We start from the raw sequence: 21,687 nt of genomic DNA on the forward strand, positions 1-21,687 counted from the left end.
TATCAGAAAATACTGAAATATGCTACAATACAGAAAAATATCGGAGTTAATATGACTAAAAGTAAATTTGTTAAACATGCATTTTTTGCCTGTATGCTCTTGTGTTCGGCTCTTCCTTCATGCGCGTCAAAGGTCAAGGTTCCGCTGCCGCCTGTTCTTCGCGACAATTCAGAAATTCAGGATGTAAACGGGTTCCTTCCGCAGAAAGTTCTGATACGGACAATGACTCAGTCTTACTGCAAGTATTATGATTTTGTTCTTGTAGACGGTCGCATCTATTCAAAAAAAGCTGGAACTGACAACTGGGAACTTTTTCTTAAAACAGGTCTTCCTTTTTCAAAGGGTGTGGGCAACAAATTTGAAACACCGTCAAAAATTTTTGAAATCTGTGCAGATGCCGACTCTCTTTATGCTTTTGACGATCAGGGGTTTATTTACGGAACCTTTATTGCCGATGGTGCGCCTGAACGTCCTTTCAGATGGAAGAAACTGTTCGGATTTCCAAAATTCAACAATCTTCAGCAGAATGATCAGGTTGTTTCAAAAAGAGGCTGGAGTATGGGATGCCGTCGCGGGGATATTCTCTGGTACGAAGACATTTACGGCAACCAGCACCACTACGGAACAATGGGACTTGAAACACTGTACTTTCTTACTTCAGACGGAATGCACATTCGCTTTACAGACAGCGGACTTCCGCCCGACTTCAGCAGACAGATTGAAGTTCCTCTTGACGGACGTTTTATAAGTGAAAATATAAGTGTTTCGGGTGATACGATTTTTCTTATAGGAAACCGCGGGACTATGTTCACAAGGCTCATTGACTTTGACACGATGGGCTGTGACCCGATGTTCTTTCAGTATACTTACGACAAAGTTCCGCAGAAATATTCCGGTCGCGAGTACCTGTCCAATTATTCCCCGTGGGCTCTTCCGGCAGAAGACTGGAAGCGTCAGGAAGGAATAAATCTCGAAGGAAAGGCACGTCTTACAAAAATGATCAGTATTGCCCAGACAGGACTTGGAAACGAGTCGCGTGAGTTAAGGGTTGCAGGAACTGACAAAGACGGAAAAACGGGCTTTTATTCAAAAATGCTGAATGCAGCTGAATGGAAATTTGTTCCGGCAGATCTGGTTCTGGACGAGTCGGTTTTTCTGAATCCCCAAAAGGAAGAAATCGGCCCCGAAGCAGAATTTTCCTACGAGGGATATCTTCTTAAAAACGGCACACGCATGAATGATGTGACCTGTTCAATTACAGGCGTGTCCCTTGCCAGCGAAGGCAAATGTTCTGTTTCTGTAAGGCGGGGAACAGAAGTTTTTGAAAGCACTCTTTTCTGCGTGGAAAAATGGACTTACATGAGAAGATATGATCCGGGGTTTGACGGAACTGCACGCTATTATTTTATTACACCGGAATTTGATGCAGCTGCCTTTGCGAAATATTCAGAAGGGTTCAGGGCTTTGCTTGAAGAAATTTTTGGTTCAAGAAACCATGAGCTTTTTGTATTTTCTGCAGAAGTTACGGAACATTATTTTCAGTTTGACGCATTCAGCCAGAAGCGAGACCTTAAGGATGTGATTGTCAATCCGAATAAATATACATTCTTTGCAGGACGCGGGGGAGTTTCGGTAAAGCCCGAACTGTTCAAGCGCGGAATTGTAATGGATATGCCGATTCTCAAAAAATCAACAGACCCGTCCCTTATGCTCGAACCAGGTAAAACTTACAGTATAAGGGATCGCTCTGAAATAGAAACAAAAATTGCAGGAAGCACAGCATACCGCGACGAAATAAAAGCCGAGATAAAAATGTACAAGAATTACGAAAACCGTGCAGGCCTTTCCCGCTGGGGATATTCTGTAGTGGATCTTCTTACAAAGCTTACTTTTTTGAACCAGATTAACTTTCCAAAGATAAAGCAGATTACTTCATTCGGTGACGAGCTTATGGAAACAAATGCAAATTCTTTTGCAAACCTGGCTTCATTCCGCGACTGGACTTATCCCAATATTATTGAACTTCTGGATGAGAGAATTCACTGCTACAAAAAACTGATTAAAGATTTTGACAATAACAAAATTGAATCGGTTCTGGATCCCAGACTTAAAAACAATTTCTCTGACTTTTACCAACAGGCGGGACTTCCTGTAAGTGCAGAAGAGTATTCTTCGCGTGGAACGGCTGTTATGCAGATGATTACAATTATTCCGTATTATCCGGGATATGTGTTAAGTACATATAGCGGTGAATTTGTGATGGTTATGCTTAAGGATTCTGTCAAAAAGACGCTTGACTATGTTCCGGGACAGAAACATCCTCTTAAGATAGAGACTTCATTTATTACGGTTTCGGCTGCAGACACAGATTCTGAAGAAAAACATCTTAATGATATAGACAAGGCTTCAGGAACGCTGGTCTGGGACGGAACAACGCTTTCTCTTTATTCCAATAAGAGAGTCGGAAAGCAGCTTCTGTTCAAAAGTACATCTGCGGAGTAGGCGTGTTTCAGCATCCTGTTTGGAAACAGGATGCTGAAACAATTATTCTGGATTAAAAAAAAAGTGCCGTTTCAAAAGAAGCGGCACTTTTTTTATTCTTCTTCGAGTTCGGGGATTCTAAGCTTCAGTGATTTAAGAAATTCATCACCGGTTACGCCTTCTCTGAGACAGGCAAAAATACAGTTGTCACCGGCGACGGTTCCGAGAATTTCGTCCATGTTCATTGCATCAAGCGCATTTGAAACGGCATCTGCATGACCGCCGAATGTTTTTATAACTACGATGTTTCCGCTGAAGTCTATGCTTACGTATCCGCGCAGAAAATCCTGTATGTAAATCTGTTCGCTTTCGTGGCGTTCGTTTTCGTCGGGCAGTGTGTAGACATAACCTGCGTGGCCGTCGCTGACTTTTCCTACCTTAAGAAGCTTTAAGTCTCTTGAAAGTGTTGCTTGGGTTACTTCAAATCCTTCTTTCTGAAGATGGCCCAAAAGTTCTTCCTGACTTTCGATTCTGTAATTTTTTATTAGTTTCCGAACCGTCTTAAGACGTGTAAGTCGCTCTTTCAATTTATGCCTCGTGAAAATGTATGCTTTTATTATGAATATTTATGCAAAATATGTCAAGATATGCAGTTTTTTGTTATGCCTGCGAGAATTTATTACATAAGCGTAACGTAGGTTTTTCCTGTTCCGCCTTCTTCGGGCATTGCAAAGTGGAATTCCTTTATTCCGGGGTAGTGTGAAAGAATGTCGCGTACCGCCTTCTGCAGTATTCCCGAGCCTTTTCCGTGTATTATCGAAAAACTTTTAAAGTTGTGTATTGCGCAAAGATCAAGCTGCTTTTCCAGTGCTTTTACGGCTTCTTCGTATCTCATTCCAAGAAGTCTAAGTTCAAATTTGGGACGTTCGGACTCTTCTGAAGAATCCTGCGCTTTGTCAAAAACAATCTGTGGCGTGCTAAAAGATGGTGTCGGTGTATTTACAAGCGGCTTTATTGCGCTTTCGGGAACACTCATTTTCATTGAACCGAACTGAACGCTCCAGTTTCCGGACTTTTCTTTTTTTAGAAGAACACCGCGTCTTGCTGCTGTTCCGGCAATGACTTCTGTTCCGGGTAAGAGAGAAACGGGTTTTGGCGGTTCTTGTCTTACGGCTCCTGCACTGAAGGTTGTGACTGAAGCGGTTTTAAGTGCTTCTGCGTTTGACATTTTCTGCCGCGTTTTTTTGTTTGAAGATGAACCACCGCTTCTTTGTTTTCCAAGTCTGATTCCGTTTTGAAGAAGGGTTTCATTCTGTTTTTTTATTTCTTCCTGCTGTTTTTTAAGACTGTCTTTTGTATTCTGTATATCAGTGGAAATTGCATCAAGACCGTCTGACATTCCGCTTATAAAACTTTTTACTGCAAGGGTTTTTTCGCGAGTAATTTCACCTTCGCGCAGTTCCCTTACAAGATTCTCGAGCTGTTTTCTTGTCTGCGAAACAAATTCTGATGCCGATTTTTTTTCTTTCTGTCTGAGTTCAATTTCCTGTTCTTTGAGAGAAACTTCCTTTTCCTGTATTTTAAGCTCTTTGACCGCAAGTTTCTGTTCTTTTTCTTTTTGTGTTTTTAGAAGGCTGTCAAGTTCGGCGTGTTTTTGCGTGAGACCCCTTATGAGCGTGCTTACGTCGGCCTGTTCCGTAGAAATATATTCGCGGGCTTTGTTTACTACACTTTGAGGAAGCCCCGACTTTAACGCGATGTCTATTGCATGGCTTTCTCCCGGTACTCCCATAAGAAGGCGGTATGTCGGTGCAAGCGTTCCCGTGTCGAATTCAACAGAAGCGTTTATGCAGCTTTTGTTTGTGTATCCGTAGTTTTTTAGGATTCCGTGATGGGTTGTGACAATTGTGAACGAACCTCTTTCTATGAGAGTGTCCAGTGTTGCCATGGCAATTGCGCCTCCTTCCTGCGGGTCTGTTCCGCTGGCAAGTTCGTCCAAAAGAATGAGGCTGTTGCTGTCTGCGCAGTTAACCATTTGTGCAGTTTTTTTCATGTGGCTTGAGAATGTACTGAGCGAGTCGTCGATTGACTGTTCGTCGCCGATGTCTGCAAATATTGAACTGAATACCGGAAGCCTTGTTCCTTCTGCTGCCGGTACAGGAAGACCTGCCTGATTAAGAAGTGCAAACAGACCGATTGTTTTTAAGGTAACGGTTTTTCCGCCGGTGTTGGGTCCTGTTATAATAAGTACACGCTTTGAGTCCATGAAACTTATGTCTACCGGAACAGCCTTGTCTCCAAGAAGCGGATGTCTTGCTTTGTAAATTGCAGGCGGTTCTTTTTGCATGTCACAGTCTTCTGCAAAAACGCCCCTTGTAGAGGACAGCCATTTTGCGGCAGCGCATGTTGTGTCAAGAAGCGTCATCTTTGACAAAGCATCTGTAAAATCATCCTTAAAGATTCCGATTTTTGCAGTAAGCTCGCGGAATATTCTTCTTAATTCAGATTGGAGCGCAAATTCCTGCTGAATAAGTTCGTTGTTTGCTCGCACGACTTCTTCGGGTTCTACGTATATTGTCTGGCCTGACGCACTTACTTCGTGTACAATGCCGCTTACCGCACTTCTGTGGTCGGCTCTTACTGCAAGAAGTTCACGGTCTGCACGGAACGCCGGTACGTTTGACTGAAGTGCACCGTTAAGGGCCGGGTCTGATGTGTATTTGCGTATGCTGCTTTCTATTTCTTTGTGAATGGATGCAATCTTTGCGCGTATGGTCCTGAGTTCGGGAAGGTCTCTTACATTCCCGTCTTTGTCCAGAACAGAAAAAATCATGTCGCCGGCTTCTTTTAATGAAGGCATTTCCTGCGCGATTGAGTTCAGATTTGGTATTTCAAATTCTTCTGCGGCAGATTCAATGAGTGTTTTTGCCGTCTGTGCTGCAGTGCAGAAAAGAGCGAGTGTAAAAAGCTGTTCCTGCGACAGTTGAGCACCGTCGATTCCAAGAAGAGGAAATACTGTTCCGACAGAAGGCCAGCCGTGAATTGCAGCCGGTCGCGTTGAATTCAGGTAAATGCTCCATTCGTGCCCGAGAGATTTGAGCTTTGTAATCTGTTCTTTGTCAGAAACCGCTTCACGCTGTTTCAAAAGCGCGCGTCCTTCTTCACTTGCCGCAAGCTGTGAGACAGTTTCGGTTATTCTGTAGAAGTCAAGTTCCTGTGCTATTGTACCTCTTAAAAAAATGTCAGTTTCGTTTGTTTCGTTTTGTATCATTTTTCTGTTTGTAAAAAATTGCGGCTGTCCCAAAAAACTATTGTACAGTGGATGCCTTATTTTAAGTTGTCAATAAATTCCGACGGCTTTTCTACAAGGATTGAAGCGCCGTGTTCAATAAGAAACTGCCTGCTTCTGAATCCCCAGCATACAGAAATGCACGGAATGCCTGCGTTTTTTGCCGTATCTATATCTACATCGGAGTCACCCGAATATACAGTTTCCGAAGCGCTTACGCCAAGAATGTCCATTACTTTAAGGACCGTGTCAGGCGCGGGTTTTCGCCTTATGCCCTGTGTTTCGCCAACAGCCGTCTGTTCACTTACATATTTTGAAAAATACAGTTCTGCAAGTTCCTTTACCTGCGGGTCGGGTTTATTTGAAACAATTCCGATTTTTATTCCCGCTGCATTCAGTTTTTCAAGAAGCTCAGGAATTCCGTCATAGGCTCTGGTTTTGTTTTTCCAGTTTGAGCCGTAATTTTTTTTGATAAGTTCAAATCCTTTTTCGTAGTCAGGATTTTCTGTTCCGCCGGGAAGTGCACGTTCAATAAGTTTGCCTATTCCGTTTCCTACAAACTGTCTTACTTCGTCCAAAGTGCGTTCAGGGTAACCCATCTGTTTTAATGTCATATTGCAGCTGTCTGCAAGGTCTTCGAGTGTGTTAAGTAGTGTTCCGTCAAGGTCAAAAATTACAGCTTTTGTTTTCATAAATTTTCCTTAGTATTTGAGCGTGTACACGCTGATAAGTCAGTTGTGTACCGCCCCTATTTTTTTGCCGTTAGTGAAAGTGCAAGGCATACCAGAAAGAATACGGCATTAACTAGCACAATTGTTGCCCCGCTGGCCGATTCTGCATAGTAAGATAAAATAAGTCCCGCTATTCCTCCGGCGAGTGAAAGAAGAACAGAAACGGCCGTATACTGGCGGCTTGTTCTGCTGACCATTCTTGCTGAAGCTGCCGGAAGAACAAGCAGACTGTTTATTACAAGAAGCCCTGTCCAGCGTATGCTTACTGTTACCACGGATGCAGTAACGAGGGCAAATATCTGTTCAACCGCAAACGTTTTTATTCCGCGGCTTTTTGCAAAGGAAGGGTGCAGTGATGTCAAAAGCATCTTGTTGTAAAAAACAATCCATACCGCAAGAATAACGGCACCGCATACAATCAGCAGAAGAATTTCTGAAGGCCTTATGCTTAAAATGTCGCCCACAAGATATTTCTGATATTTTGAAAAATTCCCTGTTGAACTCAGAAGCACAATTCCAAGAGCGACTGCCGCCGAAGAAAAAACGCCTATGATAGTGTCTGCAGAAGATTTGCCCTTTATTTTTACGGTAATTATGGCAAACCCCAGCAGAAGGGAAAAAATTATCATTGAAAGAGTTACGTCCCTTATTCCAAGAATAACGCCCAGTGCAATTCCTGTAAGGGCTGAATGCCCGATTGCGTCGCTGAAGAAAGACATTTTGTTTGAAACTACCGAAGTTCCCAGCATTCCGAAGATGGGGCAGGCAACCAGTACTGCAAGAAATGCATTCTTCATAAAAACAGGCGAACACCATTCAAAGGGAAAAAGAAAATCCAGTGCTGAATAAATTGAATTCATTGTGCGTCTCCTGCATCTTCTGTGTATTCACCCGTAAGCATTATATGGCCAAAAACTTCTGTAAAATCTTTTGATTTGTAGATTTGTTCCACTGTTCCAACCTGAGCTTTTGTGTCGTTTATAAACACTACACGGTCTGCATGTTTTGCTACAAGATCCAGATCGTGGCTTATGAGAAGAATTGTTATGTCGTAGTCGCGCCTGAGTGAAGAAACAAGTTCGTAAAAGCTTTTGAGTCCTGCACGGTCCACGCCGCTTACGGGTTCGTCCAGAAGCAGAATGTCAGGAACAGGGTTTATTGCCAGTGCAAGCATTACACGCTGAAGTTCACCGCCCGAAAGGTCACAAACCCTTCTTGCCGCAAGATTCTGCGCATTTGTGTAAGAAAGAATTTCTCTGACCCTTTCGCGGTCGGATTTTCTGTGCTTTATCCATACAGGACGGGAACTTATGCAGGAAAGCACCAGGTCTTCAACGCAGACGGGGTTTCCGCTTTCGGTAGAGAGTGACTGCGGGACATAACCGAATCTTGGCGTTTTTGGCGAACTTTTTTTGTGGCGCGGAAGAAATCTGTTCTTTCTGTCTACATTCGGGTCTGCACAATCTGCCAGCGTTTTTTCGCTTTCAAATCTTATAGTTCCCGTATGTGGAATTACGTTCAGGAGTGCTTTCATGAACGTACTTTTTCCCGCTCCGTTCCTTCCAATTATGGCGGTAAGTTCCCCGCAGTGAAGGTGCAGGTTTATGTCGTCAAGAATTGTTTCGCCTCCTGCTTTTACACCAAGATGTTCTATTATCGTGCAGCAGACGTGCTTTTTTCCCATAGGGCAGGACATCAGTAGGCCGCTCCTGTAAATGCTGTTTCAAGTACCTTAAGGTTTGTTTCCATTGCCTTGAGATATGCGTCTTTGTCAAGTTCGCCGGTAACTGCAGGGTCCAGTTCGTAAACTTTGAGGCCTGTTTCCTGTGCAATGACAGCGGCTGCTCCCGAAGAATACTGTGGTTCTGCAAAAAGTGCAATTTTTTCTCCCGAAGACGCGGCCTGTTTGATTAAAGAAATTATTTCTGCCAGTTCCTTTGCGGTAGGTTCTGTTCCCGGTTCGCGTTCAATTGTTCCTGCCTGCGTAAGGGCAAATTCTTTTGTAAAATATGGGAACGCTTCGTGAAAAGTGATTATTTTTGTTCCGGCATATTTGTCCAGGGAAGCGTGCATTTTTTTTGAAAGATCTGTTATCTTCTGCACGTATTCCTGCGCGTTTTTAAGGTAAGAGTCTGCGTTTTTTTTGTCCAGTAAAGCAAGCTGCTGTGCAATTCTGCGTGTTTCGTATGCTGCACCGTCCGGAGAAACCCACACATGCGGATTGTCTTCTATTAATGTATAGCCTTCTGCAGCCTGAATGAGCTGTCCTTTTCTTGCTTCCATGGCTTTGTCAAGAAAGTCTTCCATTCCGGCTCCGTTGGCAACAAGAATATCACATTCTGCGATTGCTTTCATGTCTTTTGTCGTAAGCTGGTAATCGTGAAGGCAGCCTGTATTGGGCGGTGCAAGAAGTGAAACCTGTGTACCGGGAACACTGTCTGTTATGTTCAAAAGCATTATGTAAACCGGATAAAAAGTTGCGGTTATGCGTACATTTTCTGAGCCTTTAACTGACGGCGCGGGCAGTGCATTTTTTTTGCTGCATGAAAAAAACATAAGGCTAAAAACAGCCGCTATTATAGAAAAAATCTTTTTACACATGCTTCTAAATTACTTGAAAAACGCTAGTTTTTCAAGCAAGTTACCCTTACTTAAAAAACGCCGGTTCTTTTCGAAACAAAGATTCTGTTTCAACAGTTGGTTACAATTCGTGCTCACAAGCGTACCTGTTTGCAAAGTGGCTGGCCACCGTTGTTGAAATACCTTGACCGGCGATGTGTTTTGGGATAATAATATTTTCTGTTGCGGAATGCAGCAAATCTTTTGAAAACTTTTACGGGAGGTTTTTATGAAAAAAATTATGGCAGTGGTACTGGCTGCCGTTTTGGGAACAGCCGGAGCCTTCGCATTTGATCTTGGCGACATAAACGGAACCTGGCGTGATGCAAAATGGGATGCAGACTGGACATTCAGCGCAGACGGAAAAATTGTCCTTACAAAGGCATCTTCCGGCGAAAGCGTCTTTACATTTACAGATGCAAATGTTCAGAATTTCAAACTTAATGCCGGTGCTTCCGGTGTAAGTGTGTCTTTTGACTGCAGCGAAACAGAGCGCTCTTATAAGTTTACAAAACCTCTCACTCTCAATGCCGACCTTGACATGCACATTGACCCTGAATGGACTTCAGAAGACTACGATACTTCCATCAAGTTCCAGAAGAAATAATTCTGTTTAAGGCTTGATTATACAGGTCCCGGACGGCTTTTGCTTTCCGGGGCTTTTTTTTGTGCCCGTAAAATAAATGCCGGCCACGGAATAAAAGTGGAACTCCGTACAGAACACAACAAACACCGGGTCGTAATTGAATTTTTTACCCATAAATGGTATAATTTTACATCTCATTTTTGTCATAAAGATGATAGGCAGACTCAAATAATGCAGTTTTGGGCGAGCCGGTATTATCAAAATAGAGGAAAAATTATGCTTACATTAAAATTCGGTGGAACAAGCATGGGTTCCGCCCGCCGTATTCTTGACAGCGCGGATATTATGGCCGGACGTGCCGGACTTGACCGTATCAGTGTCGTTGTGAGCGCTGTAGCAGGTGTTTCAAATAAGCTTCAGGCTGGAATTGACGGGTGCATTTCAGGTGCAGTTGCCGCTCCTTATGTAAGCGAACTACGCTCAATACATTCAGATATCTGTGCAGAACTCAAATCTGCGCTTCCAAAGTTCAATGCAGAAGCCGTCATGGCAAAAATAAACGTATGCCTGGACGAACTCGAACGCCTTCTTTCGGGACTTGCCACTTTTGGTGAGTGTCCTACCAGTGTCCACTGCCGCATAATGGGAATGGGCGAACTTATGTGCGCTCCAATCGTTGAGTCTGTACTTCTTGCAAAGGACCAGAGCGTTCTTCTGCTTGACTCCCGCAAATTCATTTATACTACAGGCGACCAGAAAGAAGGAGACCCCGACTATGCAAGATGTTCAGAAGCCCTTGCAGGTTACAGGGACGGCTCTTCGGCTCTGGCACAGATTCTTTTGTTCCCAGGCTTTATATGCTCGTGGATAGGCGGAACAGGTGCTGCTCCCGTTATGGGACTTTTGGGACGCAATGGAAGTGACTTCAGTGCAGCCATAATCGGTGCAGGACTGGGTGCTTCACGCGTAGAATTCTGGACAGACGTAGACGGCATTTACACGGCCGACCCGCGCGTTGTAAAAGACGCAATCCTTGTAAAAGACATGAGTTATGAAGAAGCTATGGAACTTTCATTCTTCGGAAGCAAGGTTCTTCACCCCAAAACCCTTGCACCTCTTGCCGCAAAGGGAATAGAAGCATGGAGCCTTAACTCGCACAATCCGTCTGCACGCGGAACAAGAATAGGAAAAGGCCCCTTCGAAAGTGAAAAAGATGCAGGACCCGTACGCGGAATAAGCTGTCTTAAGGACTGCGCAATGATTTCTGTAAGCGGTTCCGGAATGAAAGGCCGAAAGGGAATGGCAGCACGCATATTCTCTGCCGTAAGCAATGCAGGAATTTCAATTCTTCTTATAACACAGTCATCTTCTGAATATACAATTTCATTCTGCGTAAGAAAGGCATATGCAAATTCTGTACAGGATCTTCTCAAGGCTGAATTCGCACTTGAAATTTCCACAAAGATAATCAACCCCATATACGTTCACGAAAACTGCGCCATTGTTTCAATTATAGGTGATGCAATGAAGCAGAAGAGGGGTGTTGCAGGAACATTCTTTGACGCACTTGCCAGCCGCGATGTAAATATTCTTGCCATTGCACAGGGGTCCAGCGAGCGCTCTATTTCTACAGTAATCAATTCTGACGACGGTGACACTGCAGTACGCGTAGCACACCAGTTTTTCTTCAATACGGTTCAGTCTATTCAGGTTTTTGCCTTTGGAGCCGGAACAATCGGCGGAACAATGCTTGACCAGATCCGCGAGCAGCAGAAGGCCCTTCTTGACCAGGGAATTGACATTCGCGTAATGGCCGTAGCAAACCTTGACGGAATGCTTTTTGATGCCGAAGGAATAGACCTCGAAAACTGGCGGGACAAGGTAAAGGCCTGCGGAAGGCGCACAAATCTTGACGAAATCCTTGACTTTGTAAAGGAAACAAAGCCACTCAACCCCATTTTTGTAGACTGCACGGCATCCTATGATCTTCCTGAGCGATACATAGATATTTTCAAAGCCGGAATGAGCATTGCCACACCGAACAAGCGTGCAAATTCCATGAGCATGGACTTTTACAGAAAACTGCGCGAAACTGCAAACAACATGCACGTACGTTTCCTTTACGAAACAAACGTTGGTGCGGGACTTCCTATAATTGATACCCTGCAGAATCTGTTTAAGTCGGGCGACAAACTTACTGGCTTTAACGGAATTATGTCTGGAAGCCTCAGTTATATTTTTGGCCAGCTTGATGACGGAGCAAAATTCAGCGAGGCAGTCCTTGAAGCAAAGGCAAAGCGCTACACTGAACCCGACCCGCGCGACGACCTTAAGGGAACAGACGTTGCAAGAAAGGCACTTATCATTGCACGTGAAGCCGGAATGAGTATTGAACTTGAAGACATAGAAATGATTTCAATATTCCCTGAAGGTTTCTCACTTGAAGGAACTACAGAAGAATTTCTTGCAAGACTTCCTGAACTTGACTCATATTTTGCAAAGAAAATGGAAGAACTCAAAAAGCATAACAAAGTACTGCGCATGGGTGCCAGCATAAAAGACGGAAAAGTAAGTGTAGGTATGCTTGAAGTAGGACCCGAAGATCCTCTCTACGCGGTAAAGGGCGGTGAAAATGCCTTTGTATTCCACACTGCACGCTATACACCCATTCCTCTTACTGTACGCGGTTACGGTGCCGGAGCCGGTGTTACTGCGGCGGGTGTTTTCGGAGACATTCTGCGAACAGTCAGCTGGAACGTGTCAAGTTTCTGATAAGACGAAGTAATTATGGTAATTGTACTTAAAAAAGATATTTCTGACGGACAGAAAAAAGACATACGCTCTTTTCTCAAAAAGCATGATTTCAAACTTAACGAAATTGTAGGTGAAGAAGATACTGTCATTGCTGCCGTAGGAAAAGTTGGGATTGATATAAGGGATGTAGAAATTCTTCCCGGGGTAAGCGGTGTTATTCCAATCAGCAAGCCGTACAAACTTGCAAGCCGTGAATTCAAGCGTGATGATACCATAATCGAAGTTCCCAACGGAAGAGGCCAGAAAATAAGAATCGGCGGTCACCATGTTGTTTCGATAGCAGGTCCGTGTGCCGTAGAAAGCCGTGAACAGATTATGGAAATTGCGGCCTCGGTTGCAGCCAGCGGTGCAGTTATGCTCAGAGGCGGTGCATATAAACCGCGTTCGTCTCCGTACAGTTTTCAGGGACTTGGTGAAGAAGGCCTTGTGTACCTTAAGGAAGCCGGCGAAAAATACGGACTCCCTGTAGTTACAGAAATTGTTTCCGAAACACTTATTCCCGTTATGCGCGATTATGTAGATGTATACCAGATTGGTGCGCGCAATATGCAGAATTTTGATCTTCTCAAAAAAGTGGGTGCGCTGGGAAAACCGGTAATTCTCAAGAGAAGCTATACTGCAACACTGGAAGAACTTCTTATGTCTGCAGAATATCTTCTTTCAAGCGGAACAGACAGCGTAATTCTCTGCGAACGCGGAATACGTACATTTGAGCATGCAACAAGAAATACTCTTGACCTGTCGGCTGTTCCCGTTCTGCGTTCACTGACGCATCTTCCCATTATTGTAGACCCCAGCCATGCAGTCGGTATAAGAGACAAAGTCGCCGCAATGGGACTGGCTTCTGTTGCAGCAGGCGCGGACGGCATAATAGTAGAAGTGCACAATCATCCCGAAAAGGCTCTGAGCGACGGTGCGCAGTCAATGCTTCCCGAACAGTTTGACAAGATGATGCACGATATAGAAGCACTTGCCCCCGTTATGGGAAAATCTGTTGCGCATATACGAGAAGCAAATTCTTCTGTCGTAAAGACTGCGCAGAATTCACTCAGTGGCAAAATTGTCTGTGCATACAGCGGTAAGCGCGGCGCCTATGCAGAACAGGCCATAACCCGTTATTTTGACGAGCAGGATGTTCTTTCAATGAGCGTGGACTCGTTTGACGAAATATTCCAGGCCGTAACTGACGGAAAAGCCGACTACGGAATGGTTCCCATAGAAAACAGTCTTGCAGGTTCCGTTTACCAGAATTATGACAACTTCTCACGGTTCGAAGATGTGAGCATTGCAGGTGCCGTAACTCTTAACATAAGGCATGCCCTTCTTGGAGTAAAGGGAGCATCTGTTTCTGACATAAAGAAAGTATTTTCCCATCCGCAGGGATTCGGCCAGTGCAAAAAATTTCTTGATGCCCACAAAGACTGGAGCCTTGTTGACGCGGTGTCTACTGCTTCTGCCGCACAAACTGTAAGCGAAAGCGGCCTTAAGGAAACTGCAGCCATTGCAAGTTCCGTTAACGCTTCAATTTACGGGCTTGAAGTACTTGCAGAAGACATAGAAAATGATCCGGGCAATTTTACAAGATTTGTTGTAATACAGGCAAACCATGTAGAAAAGGCTGCGGGCGCAAAAGAAAGCAATATTGCTCCAAACATGGCAAGCTTTATTGTCAAAACGCGCAACGAACCGGGTGCACTTTACAGCCTGCTTGGAGTCTTTAACGAAAGTTCGCTTAATCTTACAAGACTTGAGTCACGGCCAATCGCCGGACAGCCGTGGAGATACTGGTTCTATGTAGATGCAGAACTTTCCGGTATAAAGAAAGATGCAGCTGTTTATGTGGAAGAACTTATCAAAAAGCTCCGTTTACATGCAGAAGAGGTAAGGCTTCTTGGAATCTATGCCGAAGCAGGCCGAAGTTAATTTTATAAATACAGGTGAAAATTATGGAAAAAAAATATGTACTGTCTGTTCTTGTAGAAAACCATGCAGGTGTTTTGAGCCGTGTGTCAGGACTTTTCAGCCGCCGCGGATACAATATTGACTCGCTTACTGTATGTGAAACGTCAGATCCGAACAAGTCTCGCATGACAATTGTTGTAAGGGGTGACGAATACATTCTTGAGCAGATAGAAAAACAGCTTTCAAAACTGGTCGAAGTTATTTCTATTGAACACTGCCTTCCTTCAGAAACCTGCCAGCGCGAAATGGCACTTATAAAAGTTCTTGCAGGTGGAGCAAGCAGGGGCGTAATTATTGAAACATGCAATATTTTCAGGGCACACATTGTTGATGTTTCAGAAAACAGCCTTATAATTGAAGCGACAGGAAGTGAAGACAAAATAAGTTCTTTGATACGACTTCTTGAGCCTTACGGAATTCTTGAACTTCTTAAGTCTGGTCTTACTGCAATGGACCGCGGCGACAAGATAATGAAATAAGTTTTTTTATGAAAACGGGGCTGTCCAAAAGGGCAGCTTTTTTTTATCTGCGGAATTTATTCCACCTGTCATCGAAAACCGACCAGCAGTTGTTTTCAAAGGTAACGGCGGCTGTCCTTGCAGATTTTTCTTTGCGCGGGAACATGCATATTTGTTCCAGGTCGGAGATTAAAAAAGATTCCGGGGCGGTTTTTAAAGTGCAGATTTTTGCAAAGTCTATCCTGTAATTATGTATACTGTCTTTTTCACCGGCCTGTTCAATCTGTACGGGAAAGAAAAAGAAATTTCCGTCTGTTGCGGGAAAATTTATTGTCAGAGAAACAGGTGTCTTTACTTCTGCAAAAATCCACAGCGGTTTAAGCGGAATTATTACGGCATCGTTTTCTTTGAGAAGAATTTTTTTTATAAAAGCGGACTGAAACCTGCATAAGGCAAGGAGTGTATCCTTCTGCGGAATAATTGCGCGCATGTTTTGAGTATAGAGCAAACTGAAAAAAAAGTGTAGTATTGGTGTATGGAAAAAAAATCAGAAAAGACTGTACTTGCAGTTTGTGTTTTTATTCTGTCCGCGGCTGTTTGTGTTGCATATACTGTGCATAATTTTTCCAAATCAGTTGTCTATTCAGAACTGGGAATCAGCGGTGAAAACTTTATTGCCCTTAACCGCAATTCTGTTTTGTGCTCGTCTGAGTCTTTAGGAAAGAATTCTTTTGTTGCACTGGGCTTTACGCAGAATCAGATTGTGCACATCCAGAATATGATGCATGAAAGCGGTGCCGCAATAAGAATTACTGTAAAACCAAAAAAAGCCGTTTCTGATTTGAACAGTGATTTCGGGTACGGTTTTCTGACTGATGCAGATTTTACCGCAAGCAACCGTCTTAAACGCAAGGCCGCCCTGATTTCGCTTGTAAAAGGATCGTTCAAAACTTTTGCACAACAGCAACTTTCGCTTTCTGTCTGTCTGGACAAAAAATCAAAGATTCCTGCCGGAGTATTTTTTTATTCTTCTGTTCCGTACGAAGTTTTGTCCGTTAAGTTTACACAAAGTGTTGTAGGCTGGAGCCGCGAAGAAAATCTTCTGTTTGCTTTTTCTTCTGCCGGCGGAACTGTTGCAGATGATTTTTCTTCTGTAGATTTTACTGATGCCGCTTCTGTTTTTTCTGACAGTGATTATATTCTTCCTGCAATAAAACTTTCTCTTTCCAAAACAGATGACATCGGAACTTACCAAAAACAAACGTCTGTAAGATGTTCTTACGGGAATGAAAATCTTTTGATAAGACGCTCGCGCCGGCAGACTGCTGTTCTTTTGCAGACATCTGCATTCAGTGAACCGTTTGCAAAACTTTCACTTGGCGAAAACGCAGACATGGTGCGTTCTGTACTTCTTTACAGAAATGAAGTGTGCCCGCGTTCTGACGGATATGTTCTGGATCCGATTCCTACAGATCTTGGACTTATTGTAGAGTGGCCGCGCGAAAACTGGCGCACATCTTCGTATGAACTTTTTGAGTGGGAACAGTTCCCCGGAATTCTGTTTTTTGACTTTGCCGACTACAAAACGCAGAGCCGCTTCCTTACAAGACTTGCATATTTTGTAGAAAAGGCCGGCTATAAGGGAACACTTGTTGGTGACGACTTTGTAGAAAACCGCCACGGCTACAATGCGCATGACTACAAGAGCAGCGATCTGGCAGCATTTTTTTCAGAAGCGCGCAGAACAGATTTTACTCTGAACGAAAGCGAACTTCTGCTGAGGGATATTCTTCTGCACAACAAAATCATTGTAGAAGAAAAAGGAATGTACTCTGCGGGAAGCGGAGCCATCGTTTCTATTTCACGCGAGTCGCCGCTTTATTTAAGAAGAACTTTTGTTGCTCACGAGAGCTGGCACGGAATTTATTTTATTGACGAAAATTTCAGAAATGCAGTTTCTACCTGTTATTATATGTTTGATCCCAGGTCAATGGAATTTCTTCAGGTTTTCTGGGAAACACAGAACAGTCTTGGCTATGACAGAAGCGATGAATATCTTATGCAGAATGAATTTATGGCTTATATAATGCAGCAGGCTCCGTTTAACGTAAGGGCATATTTTCTTGGGCTTGCAAACCGTGGCTCTGTTAATGTAAACCAGCCCGAACTGGCAGCGTATGTGCGCGAAACCAATGCAGAACCTTTTGTTCAGGCTGCGGATTTTCTTAATTCCTACGCGTTTGACAACTGGGGTCTTGCCGCTGGAAGGGTGCACCTTATAAGCCGGCTGTAGAATATGTTCCGGGTCTGATATCCAGATTGAACTGCTTTTCTGCAGCAACAGTTGTCGGCGAGCCATGACCGGGCATTATTATCGTACCGTCGTTCTGGCTGAATATTTTTTCTTTTATTTTGCTGCAGAGAAGCCTTTTGGAATATTCGCTGCTGGTTTCGCCGATTATTCCAGAAGTAATGGTGTCGCCGGTAAAAAGAACATCGCCTATTTTGTAAACCATGCTGTCTGCCGAATGTCCCGGAACAGAAAAAAAGTCAATGTCCATTCCGGCAACTTTTATTTTACCGTCGCCTCTTATTACAAAAGATTTTGTTCCTTCAATTTCTGAATCTGCAGCGTAGACTGTAGGCGTGTAAATTTTATTCAGAACTCTCAGTCCCTGAACGTGATTGCTGTGATTGTGTGTAATCAGCACTCCGGTGAGCTTGTATTTTCCGCCTTCAATCTGATTTATAATTTCATTTGTTATTTTGCCCGGATCAATTATAAGTGCTTCCATCACCGCGGGATCATCGTTAATAACTACATAGCTGTTTGTAAATTCGTCTATGCAAAGATGAAAATAGATTTTCACAGATTGTCCCCCTGCTCATCTTCTTCTTCGAGTCTGGCGTTAAAGTCTCCCATAAGGCCGCCCTTGTTTCTGTCCACGAGTGCTTCCCTTGTATTTGACAGTTTGAATGAAACATTTTCTCTTGCCGACTCGTAGAAAGCTGTTTTTTTAAGATTGCAGTTTTTGAGCGAGGTGTTGATTAACAGTGCTTTTATAAAACGACTGTTGTAAAGGTCGCAGTCATCAAAACTGGACTGGTACGAAGTGATTCCATTAAAATTGTTGTGAATCAGATCGCTTCCGGTAAGAATCATGTGCACGAATTTTGAACCGCTGAATGACGAAAACTGAACATTGCTTTCTATATAATAGCAGTCGGTAAATGTAGAAAAATCAAACATACACATTCTGGCTCTGAATCCCTGTGCATGGATATTTGTAAAAGTGCAGTGCTGGAAGTTGCAGCCGTAAAATTTTTTTCCGTTCAGGTTAAGGTCTTCTACTACAAGACCGCACGCCGTCATTCCGACAATTTTGTCATGCGTATAAATGTATTCCTTGAGTGTGTTTATAGCCTGAATTTTGTCAGGGCAGTGGTCTATGCAGAATCCTTCCTGTCCGGTAAGTTTAACGTTGGAGTCTGAAACCGAAATTGCGCACTTGTCGCATCCCGGAAAGCGGCATTTGTTAAGGGTATACATACCAATACTTTACGCTATTGAAAACATTTAGTCAAATGGATAAAATAATTGCATGTGTTGGAAGTGTGGAACAAAATTAGCCCCTCATTCTCCTGTTTCCCGAAGCGAAGTTTGTCCTGTCTGCGGAAAAAGCGTCAGGTCGTGCAAAAACTGCAGGTTTTATTCAGAGTCAGCCCATTATGAATGTTCTGAAACTGTAGATGAATGTGTGACCGACAAGGAAGATGCAAATTTCTGCGGATATTTTGAATTGTCACAAAAAGAAAGTGCAGCTTCTTCTGACAAAGCTTCAGAAGCAAGAAAAAAATTTGATTCCCTTTTTTCAATTTGAATAATTTGTCTATGATAGATTTTGCTTTTCTTGACAGCGGAACCGGCGGGATTCCGTATATGCTTTCTCTTAAGAAAAAAAATCCTGATATGCGCTGCGTTTATCTTGGTGATACATTGCATTTTCCGTACGGTGAAAAGTCGCCTGCGCAAGTAACTGAATGTGCCGCTTCTGTAATAAAAAGAATTGTTGAAACTTGGAATCCGCGCGCGCTTGTTATTGCATGCAATACGATAAGTGTAACAGCCCTTGGTGAACTAAGAAAGCTTTTTCCAGAGTTGCCTGTTGTTGGTACTGTTCCTGCAATTAAACTTGCCGCTTCTGTTTCAAAAAAGCGCCGGATAGGCCTGCTTGCCACAAACGCTACTGTAAGGCATCCTTACTGCACAAAATTAATAGAAGAGTTTGCTTCTGACTGCAAAGTTTTCAGCCGCGGTGATCCTGATCTGATTGAATTTATTGAACACAGGCTTTTTACTTCTTCGGAGGAAGAAAGACGTGAAGCCATTTTGCCTGCGGTAAATTATTTTTTGTCATGTGACTGCGACTGCATTATTCTAGGCTGCACTCATTTTACACACATTGCAGAAGATGTACAAAAAGCTGCAGGTTCTTCTGTTGCTGTAGTAGACAGCCGCGACGGTGTTGCAAATCAGGCACTGCGCGTAATAAAAAAAAGGGCGGACTGCGTTTGTAAAGAAAATTGCGCAGTTCCACCCGATATGAGTTTTTTTGTAACTGAATGCAGAAGTCCCGAACTGGCCAAAGAATATGAATATCTTTGCAAAAACTTCAATATTCCGTGGGGCGGGGAATTCTGATTTGTCTGACTAAAGCCTTGAAGCTATTTCGTCAATGTATTCCCAGCTGTTGACGATTTTCTTTGCAGCAGGTGAAGCAAGTCTTGCAAGGTCTCCTGTCATGATTCCGTCTTCGATGGTTGCAAGTGTTGCCTTTTCGAGTTTTTCAGCAAACTGTGCAAGCTCTGGAGTTCCGTCGAGTTCTGCTCGTTTTGCGAGTGCTCCTGTCCAGGCAAATATTAAAGCCACGGGGTTTGTGCTTGTTTTTTCGCCCTTAAGGTAGCGGTAGTAATGTTTCTGAACGGTTCCGTGGCTGGCTTCGTATTCAAACTCGCCGTTGGGACTTACAAGAACAGATGTCATCATTGCAAGACTTCCGCATGCAGATGCAATCATGTCGCTCATAACGTCACCGTCGTAGTTTTTGCAGGCCCAGAGCATTCCGCCTTCGCACTTCATGATTCTTGCAACAGCGTCATCTATAAGTGTGTAGAAGTATTCGATTCCGGCTGCTTCGAATTTGTCTTTGAATTCTTCATCGTAAACTTTCTGGAAAATTTCCTTGAAGTCACCGTCGTAAATTTTGCTGATTGTATCTTTTGCACCGAACCAGACGTCGATTTTTTTGTCGAGTGCGTACATGAAGCAGCAGCGTGCAAAACTTTTTATTGACTCGTCGGTATTGTGGATTCCCTGAATGATTCCAGGTCCCTTCATTACTTTGATTGTTTTTCTGATTTCTTTTCCGTCTTCACCGGTAAATACAAGTTCTGCTGTTCCGGGTCCCGGTGTCTTTATTTCGCAGTTTTTGTAAACATCGCCGTAAGCGTGGCGTCCGAGGACAATCGGTTTTTTCCAACTTTCTACATTGCACTTGATGTTTTTTACAAAAATCGGTGCGCGGAATACAGTGCCGTCAAGTTCACCGCGAAGAATTCCGTTTGGACTTGGAGTAAGGTGGGTGAGATTGTATTCTTTTACACGTGCTGCGTTGCTGGTAATTGTTGCGCATTTTACTCCGACACCCAGTCTTTTTATTGCAGCTGCGGCTTCATAAGTAATTTTGTCATCTGTCTTGTCACGTTCTGTTATGGAAAGATCGTAGTATTCTGTCTTTAAATCTACGTAAGGAAGCAGAAGTTTGTCTTTGATTACCTTCCAGAGAACGCGTGTCATTTCGTCTCCGTCAAGTTCCGCTACCGCATTTTTCATTTGAATCTTGCTCATAATTTTTGGCTCCTGTATACGTGTTTTATTTGAAGAATGTTTTTTATCTGTAACTCAGACCTGGCAGGCGTTTCCGTTATAGTTCAGGTCGGTAAGAATTTCTGTGTGGTCAGGAAAAACCGCAACCGTATGCTCTTCATGGCAGCTCCATGATCTGTCTGCAGAAATTACAGTCCAGTCGCTTCCGTCTTCGAGGTCAACGTCGGCTGTTCCTTCGTTAATCATGGGCTCAATGGCAAGAACCATTCCGCTCTGGATGCGAGGGTTGGGGCCTCTGCTGGGACAGTTTGCAATTGACGGGTCTTCATGTACATCAAGCCCGACACCGTGTCCGCAGTATTCGTAAACGACACCGTAACCGTTCTGCTTGTATGCAATGTCATAAACTGCATTTGAAATATCGCTTATTCTGTTTCCTCTTACGCAGGCCTGGATTCCGGCTGCAAGACATTCCCTTGTAACACGTACAAGTTTCTGGTGTTCTTTTGCAACGTTTCCTACCATAACAGTGTGTGTGCTGTCGCTTATGTAACCGTTAAGATTTATTCCTATGTCTAGCGAAACAAGGTCGCCGTCTTCTACAAAAACTTTTTTTGATGGAACGCCGTGAATAACCTGTTCGTTAATGCTTATGCAGGCTGCTCCGGGAAAGCCTTCCGAGTGCCAGGCCGGTTTTCCGCCGTGCTTTCTGATGAAGTCGACGCACCAGTCGTCAATTTCTTTTGTGCTTACTCCGGGTTTTACACGGGGAATTATCTCGTTAAAGAGATCTGCCAGTTCATGGCAGCTTTTTCTGATTGCGGCGATTTGATCGTCATTCTTTAAGCGTATCATTGTTT

Annotated in this window: 19 protein-coding genes; 8 read left to right on the top strand and 11 right to left on the bottom strand. The window is 43.6% G+C overall.

Going from position 1 to position 21,687, the window contains the following annotated elements; translation table 11 throughout:
• Window positions 1-51: 51 nt before the first annotated feature.
• Window positions 52-2,502, top strand: coding sequence for a hypothetical protein (locus IWA51_RS03270; protein ID WP_198443181.1), 2,451 nt, complete (start codon window positions 52-54; stop codon window positions 2,500-2,502).
• Between the two features lie 92 nt (window positions 2,503-2,594).
• On the opposite strand, the gene IWA51_RS03275 is transcribed toward IWA51_RS03270, so the two are convergent.
• The 6 genes from IWA51_RS03275 to IWA51_RS03300 all read right to left on the bottom strand — a co-directional run bounded on the left by IWA51_RS03275 (window position 2,595) and on the right by IWA51_RS03300 (window position 9,102).
• Entirely contained in the window at window positions 2,595-3,068 is a 474-nt protein-coding gene (locus IWA51_RS03275) for an arginine repressor (protein ID WP_177528492.1), read from the bottom strand.
• Between the two features lie 92 nt (window positions 3,069-3,160).
• Window positions 3,161-5,752 carry an endonuclease MutS2 gene (locus tag IWA51_RS03280; protein ID WP_198443183.1) on the bottom strand — a complete coding sequence of 864 codons (2,592 nt, stop codon included), beginning with the start codon at window positions 5,750-5,752 and terminating at the stop codon, window positions 3,161-3,163.
• Window positions 5,753-5,808: 56 nt separating this feature from the next.
• Window positions 5,809-6,462, bottom strand: a complete 654-nt coding sequence (locus tag IWA51_RS03285) for an HAD family hydrolase (RefSeq protein ID WP_177528490.1) — start codon at window positions 6,460-6,462, stop codon at window positions 5,809-5,811.
• Window positions 6,463-6,518: 56 nt separating this feature from the next.
• The gene (locus IWA51_RS03290) at window positions 6,519-7,361 is read right to left on the bottom strand and encodes a metal ABC transporter permease (RefSeq protein ID WP_198443185.1); all 843 of its coding nucleotides are present in this window, start codon (window positions 7,359-7,361) and stop codon (window positions 6,519-6,521) included.
• On the bottom strand, window positions 7,358-8,185 hold the full coding sequence (locus IWA51_RS03295; protein ID WP_230402702.1) for a metal ABC transporter ATP-binding protein: 828 nt from the start codon (window positions 8,183-8,185) through the stop codon (window positions 7,358-7,360). The genes IWA51_RS03290 and IWA51_RS03295 overlap by 4 nt, the downstream gene beginning before the upstream one ends.
• A gap of 11 nt (window positions 8,186-8,196) precedes the next feature.
• Entirely contained in the window at window positions 8,197-9,102 is a 906-nt protein-coding gene (locus tag IWA51_RS03300; protein WP_198443187.1) for a metal ABC transporter substrate-binding protein, read from the bottom strand.
• Between the two features lie 247 nt (window positions 9,103-9,349).
• On the opposite strand from IWA51_RS03300, the gene IWA51_RS03305 reads away from it, so the two are divergent.
• The 4 genes from IWA51_RS03305 to ilvN all read left to right on the top strand — a co-directional run bounded on the left by IWA51_RS03305 (window position 9,350) and on the right by ilvN (window position 14,961).
• On the top strand, window positions 9,350-9,727 hold the full coding sequence (locus tag IWA51_RS03305) for a hypothetical protein (protein WP_198443189.1): 378 nt from the start codon (window positions 9,350-9,352) through the stop codon (window positions 9,725-9,727).
• A 255-nt stretch (window positions 9,728-9,982) separates the two neighbouring features.
• Window positions 9,983-12,478 (top strand): bifunctional aspartate kinase/homoserine dehydrogenase I, encoded by a 2,496-nt coding sequence (gene thrA, locus IWA51_RS03310; RefSeq protein WP_198443191.1) that lies wholly within the window; start codon window positions 9,983-9,985, stop codon window positions 12,476-12,478.
• 15 nt (window positions 12,479-12,493) lie between these two features.
• Window positions 12,494-14,443 (top strand): 3-deoxy-7-phosphoheptulonate synthase, encoded by a 1,950-nt coding sequence (aroF, locus tag IWA51_RS03315; protein ID WP_198443193.1) that lies wholly within the window; start codon window positions 12,494-12,496, stop codon window positions 14,441-14,443.
• A 23-nt stretch (window positions 14,444-14,466) separates the two neighbouring features.
• Window positions 14,467-14,961 (top strand): acetolactate synthase small subunit, encoded by a 495-nt coding sequence (gene ilvN / locus IWA51_RS03320; protein WP_177528484.1) that lies wholly within the window; start codon window positions 14,467-14,469, stop codon window positions 14,959-14,961.
• Between the two features lie 43 nt (window positions 14,962-15,004).
• On the opposite strand, the gene IWA51_RS03325 is transcribed toward ilvN, so the two are convergent.
• On the bottom strand, window positions 15,005-15,430 hold the full coding sequence (locus tag IWA51_RS03325) for a hypothetical protein (protein WP_198443195.1): 426 nt from the start codon (window positions 15,428-15,430) through the stop codon (window positions 15,005-15,007).
• 45 nt (window positions 15,431-15,475) lie between these two features.
• Between IWA51_RS03325 and IWA51_RS03330 the strand changes: the two genes are divergently transcribed.
• A complete protein-coding gene (locus IWA51_RS03330; protein WP_198443197.1) occupies window positions 15,476-17,233 on the top strand; it encodes a hypothetical protein in 1,758 nt (585 codons plus the stop codon).
• Here the strand turns inward: IWA51_RS03330 and IWA51_RS03335 are convergent.
• A complete protein-coding gene (locus tag IWA51_RS03335) occupies window positions 17,217-17,810 on the bottom strand; it encodes an MBL fold metallo-hydrolase (RefSeq protein WP_177528481.1) in 594 nt (197 codons plus the stop codon). The genes IWA51_RS03330 and IWA51_RS03335 overlap by 17 nt on opposite strands.
• Window positions 17,807-18,490, bottom strand: a complete 684-nt coding sequence (locus IWA51_RS03340) for a pentapeptide repeat-containing protein (protein ID WP_177528480.1) — start codon at window positions 18,488-18,490, stop codon at window positions 17,807-17,809. The genes IWA51_RS03335 and IWA51_RS03340 overlap by 4 nt, the downstream gene beginning before the upstream one ends.
• Before the next feature lie 52 nt (window positions 18,491-18,542).
• Here IWA51_RS03340 and IWA51_RS03345 point away from each other — a divergent pair, with 52 nt between their 5' ends.
• Together IWA51_RS03345 and murI are read left to right on the top strand one after the other, a co-directional pair.
• Window positions 18,543-18,821 (top strand): hypothetical protein, encoded by a 279-nt coding sequence (locus IWA51_RS03345; protein ID WP_177528479.1) that lies wholly within the window; start codon window positions 18,543-18,545, stop codon window positions 18,819-18,821.
• Between the two features lie 11 nt (window positions 18,822-18,832).
• Window positions 18,833-19,642: a glutamate racemase gene (gene murI / locus IWA51_RS03350; protein ID WP_177528478.1), complete on the top strand. Its 810-nt coding sequence runs from the start codon at window positions 18,833-18,835 to the stop codon at window positions 19,640-19,642.
• Window positions 19,643-19,651: 9 nt separating this feature from the next.
• Here the strand turns inward: murI and IWA51_RS03355 are convergent, their stop codons facing one another.
• Together IWA51_RS03355 and map are read right to left on the bottom strand one after the other, a co-directional pair.
• Window positions 19,652-20,848, bottom strand: coding sequence for an NADP-dependent isocitrate dehydrogenase (locus IWA51_RS03355; RefSeq protein WP_177528477.1), 1,197 nt, complete (start codon window positions 20,846-20,848; stop codon window positions 19,652-19,654).
• Window positions 20,849-20,902: 54 nt separating this feature from the next.
• Window positions 20,903-21,682 carry a type I methionyl aminopeptidase gene (map, locus tag IWA51_RS03360; RefSeq protein ID WP_177528476.1) on the bottom strand — a complete coding sequence of 260 codons (780 nt, stop codon included), beginning with the start codon at window positions 21,680-21,682 and terminating at the stop codon, window positions 20,903-20,905.
• Window positions 21,683-21,687 lie beyond the last annotated feature (5 nt).

The sequence above is a fragment of the Treponema peruense genome (genome assembly GCF_016117655.1).
GTDB lineage: Bacteria > Spirochaetota > Spirochaetia > Treponematales > Treponemataceae > Treponema_D > Treponema_D peruense.

What these genes read in the sequence shown, in the direction of transcription:
- IWA51_RS03325 (WP_198443195.1), bottom strand. Translation starts at nt 15,430, where the DNA reads ATGCGCGCAATTATTCCGCAGAAGGATACACTCCTTGCCTTATGCAGG.
- IWA51_RS03345 (WP_177528479.1), top strand. Translation starts at nt 18,543, where the DNA reads ATGTGTTGGAAGTGTGGAACAAAATTAGCCCCTCATTCTCCTGTTTCC.
- murI (WP_177528478.1), top strand. Translation starts at nt 18,833, where the DNA reads ATGATAGATTTTGCTTTTCTTGACAGCGGAACCGGCGGGATTCCGTAT.
- IWA51_RS03290 (WP_198443185.1), bottom strand. Translation starts at nt 7,361, where the DNA reads ATGAATTCAATTTATTCAGCACTGGATTTTCTTTTTCCCTTTGAATGG.
- thrA (WP_198443191.1), top strand. Translation starts at nt 9,983, where the DNA reads ATGCTTACATTAAAATTCGGTGGAACAAGCATGGGTTCCGCCCGCCGT.
- ilvN (WP_177528484.1), top strand. Translation starts at nt 14,467, where the DNA reads ATGGAAAAAAAATATGTACTGTCTGTTCTTGTAGAAAACCATGCAGGT.
- IWA51_RS03355 (WP_177528477.1), bottom strand. Translation starts at nt 20,848, where the DNA reads ATGAGCAAGATTCAAATGAAAAATGCGGTAGCGGAACTTGACGGAGAC.
- IWA51_RS03300 (WP_198443187.1), bottom strand. Translation starts at nt 9,102, where the DNA reads ATGTGTAAAAAGATTTTTTCTATAATAGCGGCTGTTTTTAGCCTTATG.
- IWA51_RS03285 (WP_177528490.1), bottom strand. Translation starts at nt 6,462, where the DNA reads ATGAAAACAAAAGCTGTAATTTTTGACCTTGACGGAACACTACTTAAC.
- IWA51_RS03295 (WP_230402702.1), bottom strand. Translation starts at nt 8,185, where the DNA reads ATGGGAAAAAAGCACGTCTGCTGCACGATAATAGAACATCTTGGTGTA.
- aroF (WP_198443193.1), top strand. Translation starts at nt 12,494, where the DNA reads ATGGTAATTGTACTTAAAAAAGATATTTCTGACGGACAGAAAAAAGAC.
- IWA51_RS03280 (WP_198443183.1), bottom strand. Translation starts at nt 5,752, where the DNA reads ATGATACAAAACGAAACAAACGAAACTGACATTTTTTTAAGAGGTACA.
- map (WP_177528476.1), bottom strand. Translation starts at nt 21,682, where the DNA reads ATGATACGCTTAAAGAATGACGATCAAATCGCCGCAATCAGAAAAAGC.
- IWA51_RS03305 (WP_198443189.1), top strand. Translation starts at nt 9,350, where the DNA reads ATGAAAAAAATTATGGCAGTGGTACTGGCTGCCGTTTTGGGAACAGCC.
- IWA51_RS03330 (WP_198443197.1), top strand. Translation starts at nt 15,476, where the DNA reads ATGGAAAAAAAATCAGAAAAGACTGTACTTGCAGTTTGTGTTTTTATT.
- IWA51_RS03340 (WP_177528480.1), bottom strand. Translation starts at nt 18,490, where the DNA reads ATGTATACCCTTAACAAATGCCGCTTTCCGGGATGCGACAAGTGCGCA.
- IWA51_RS03270 (WP_198443181.1), top strand. Translation starts at nt 52, where the DNA reads ATGACTAAAAGTAAATTTGTTAAACATGCATTTTTTGCCTGTATGCTC.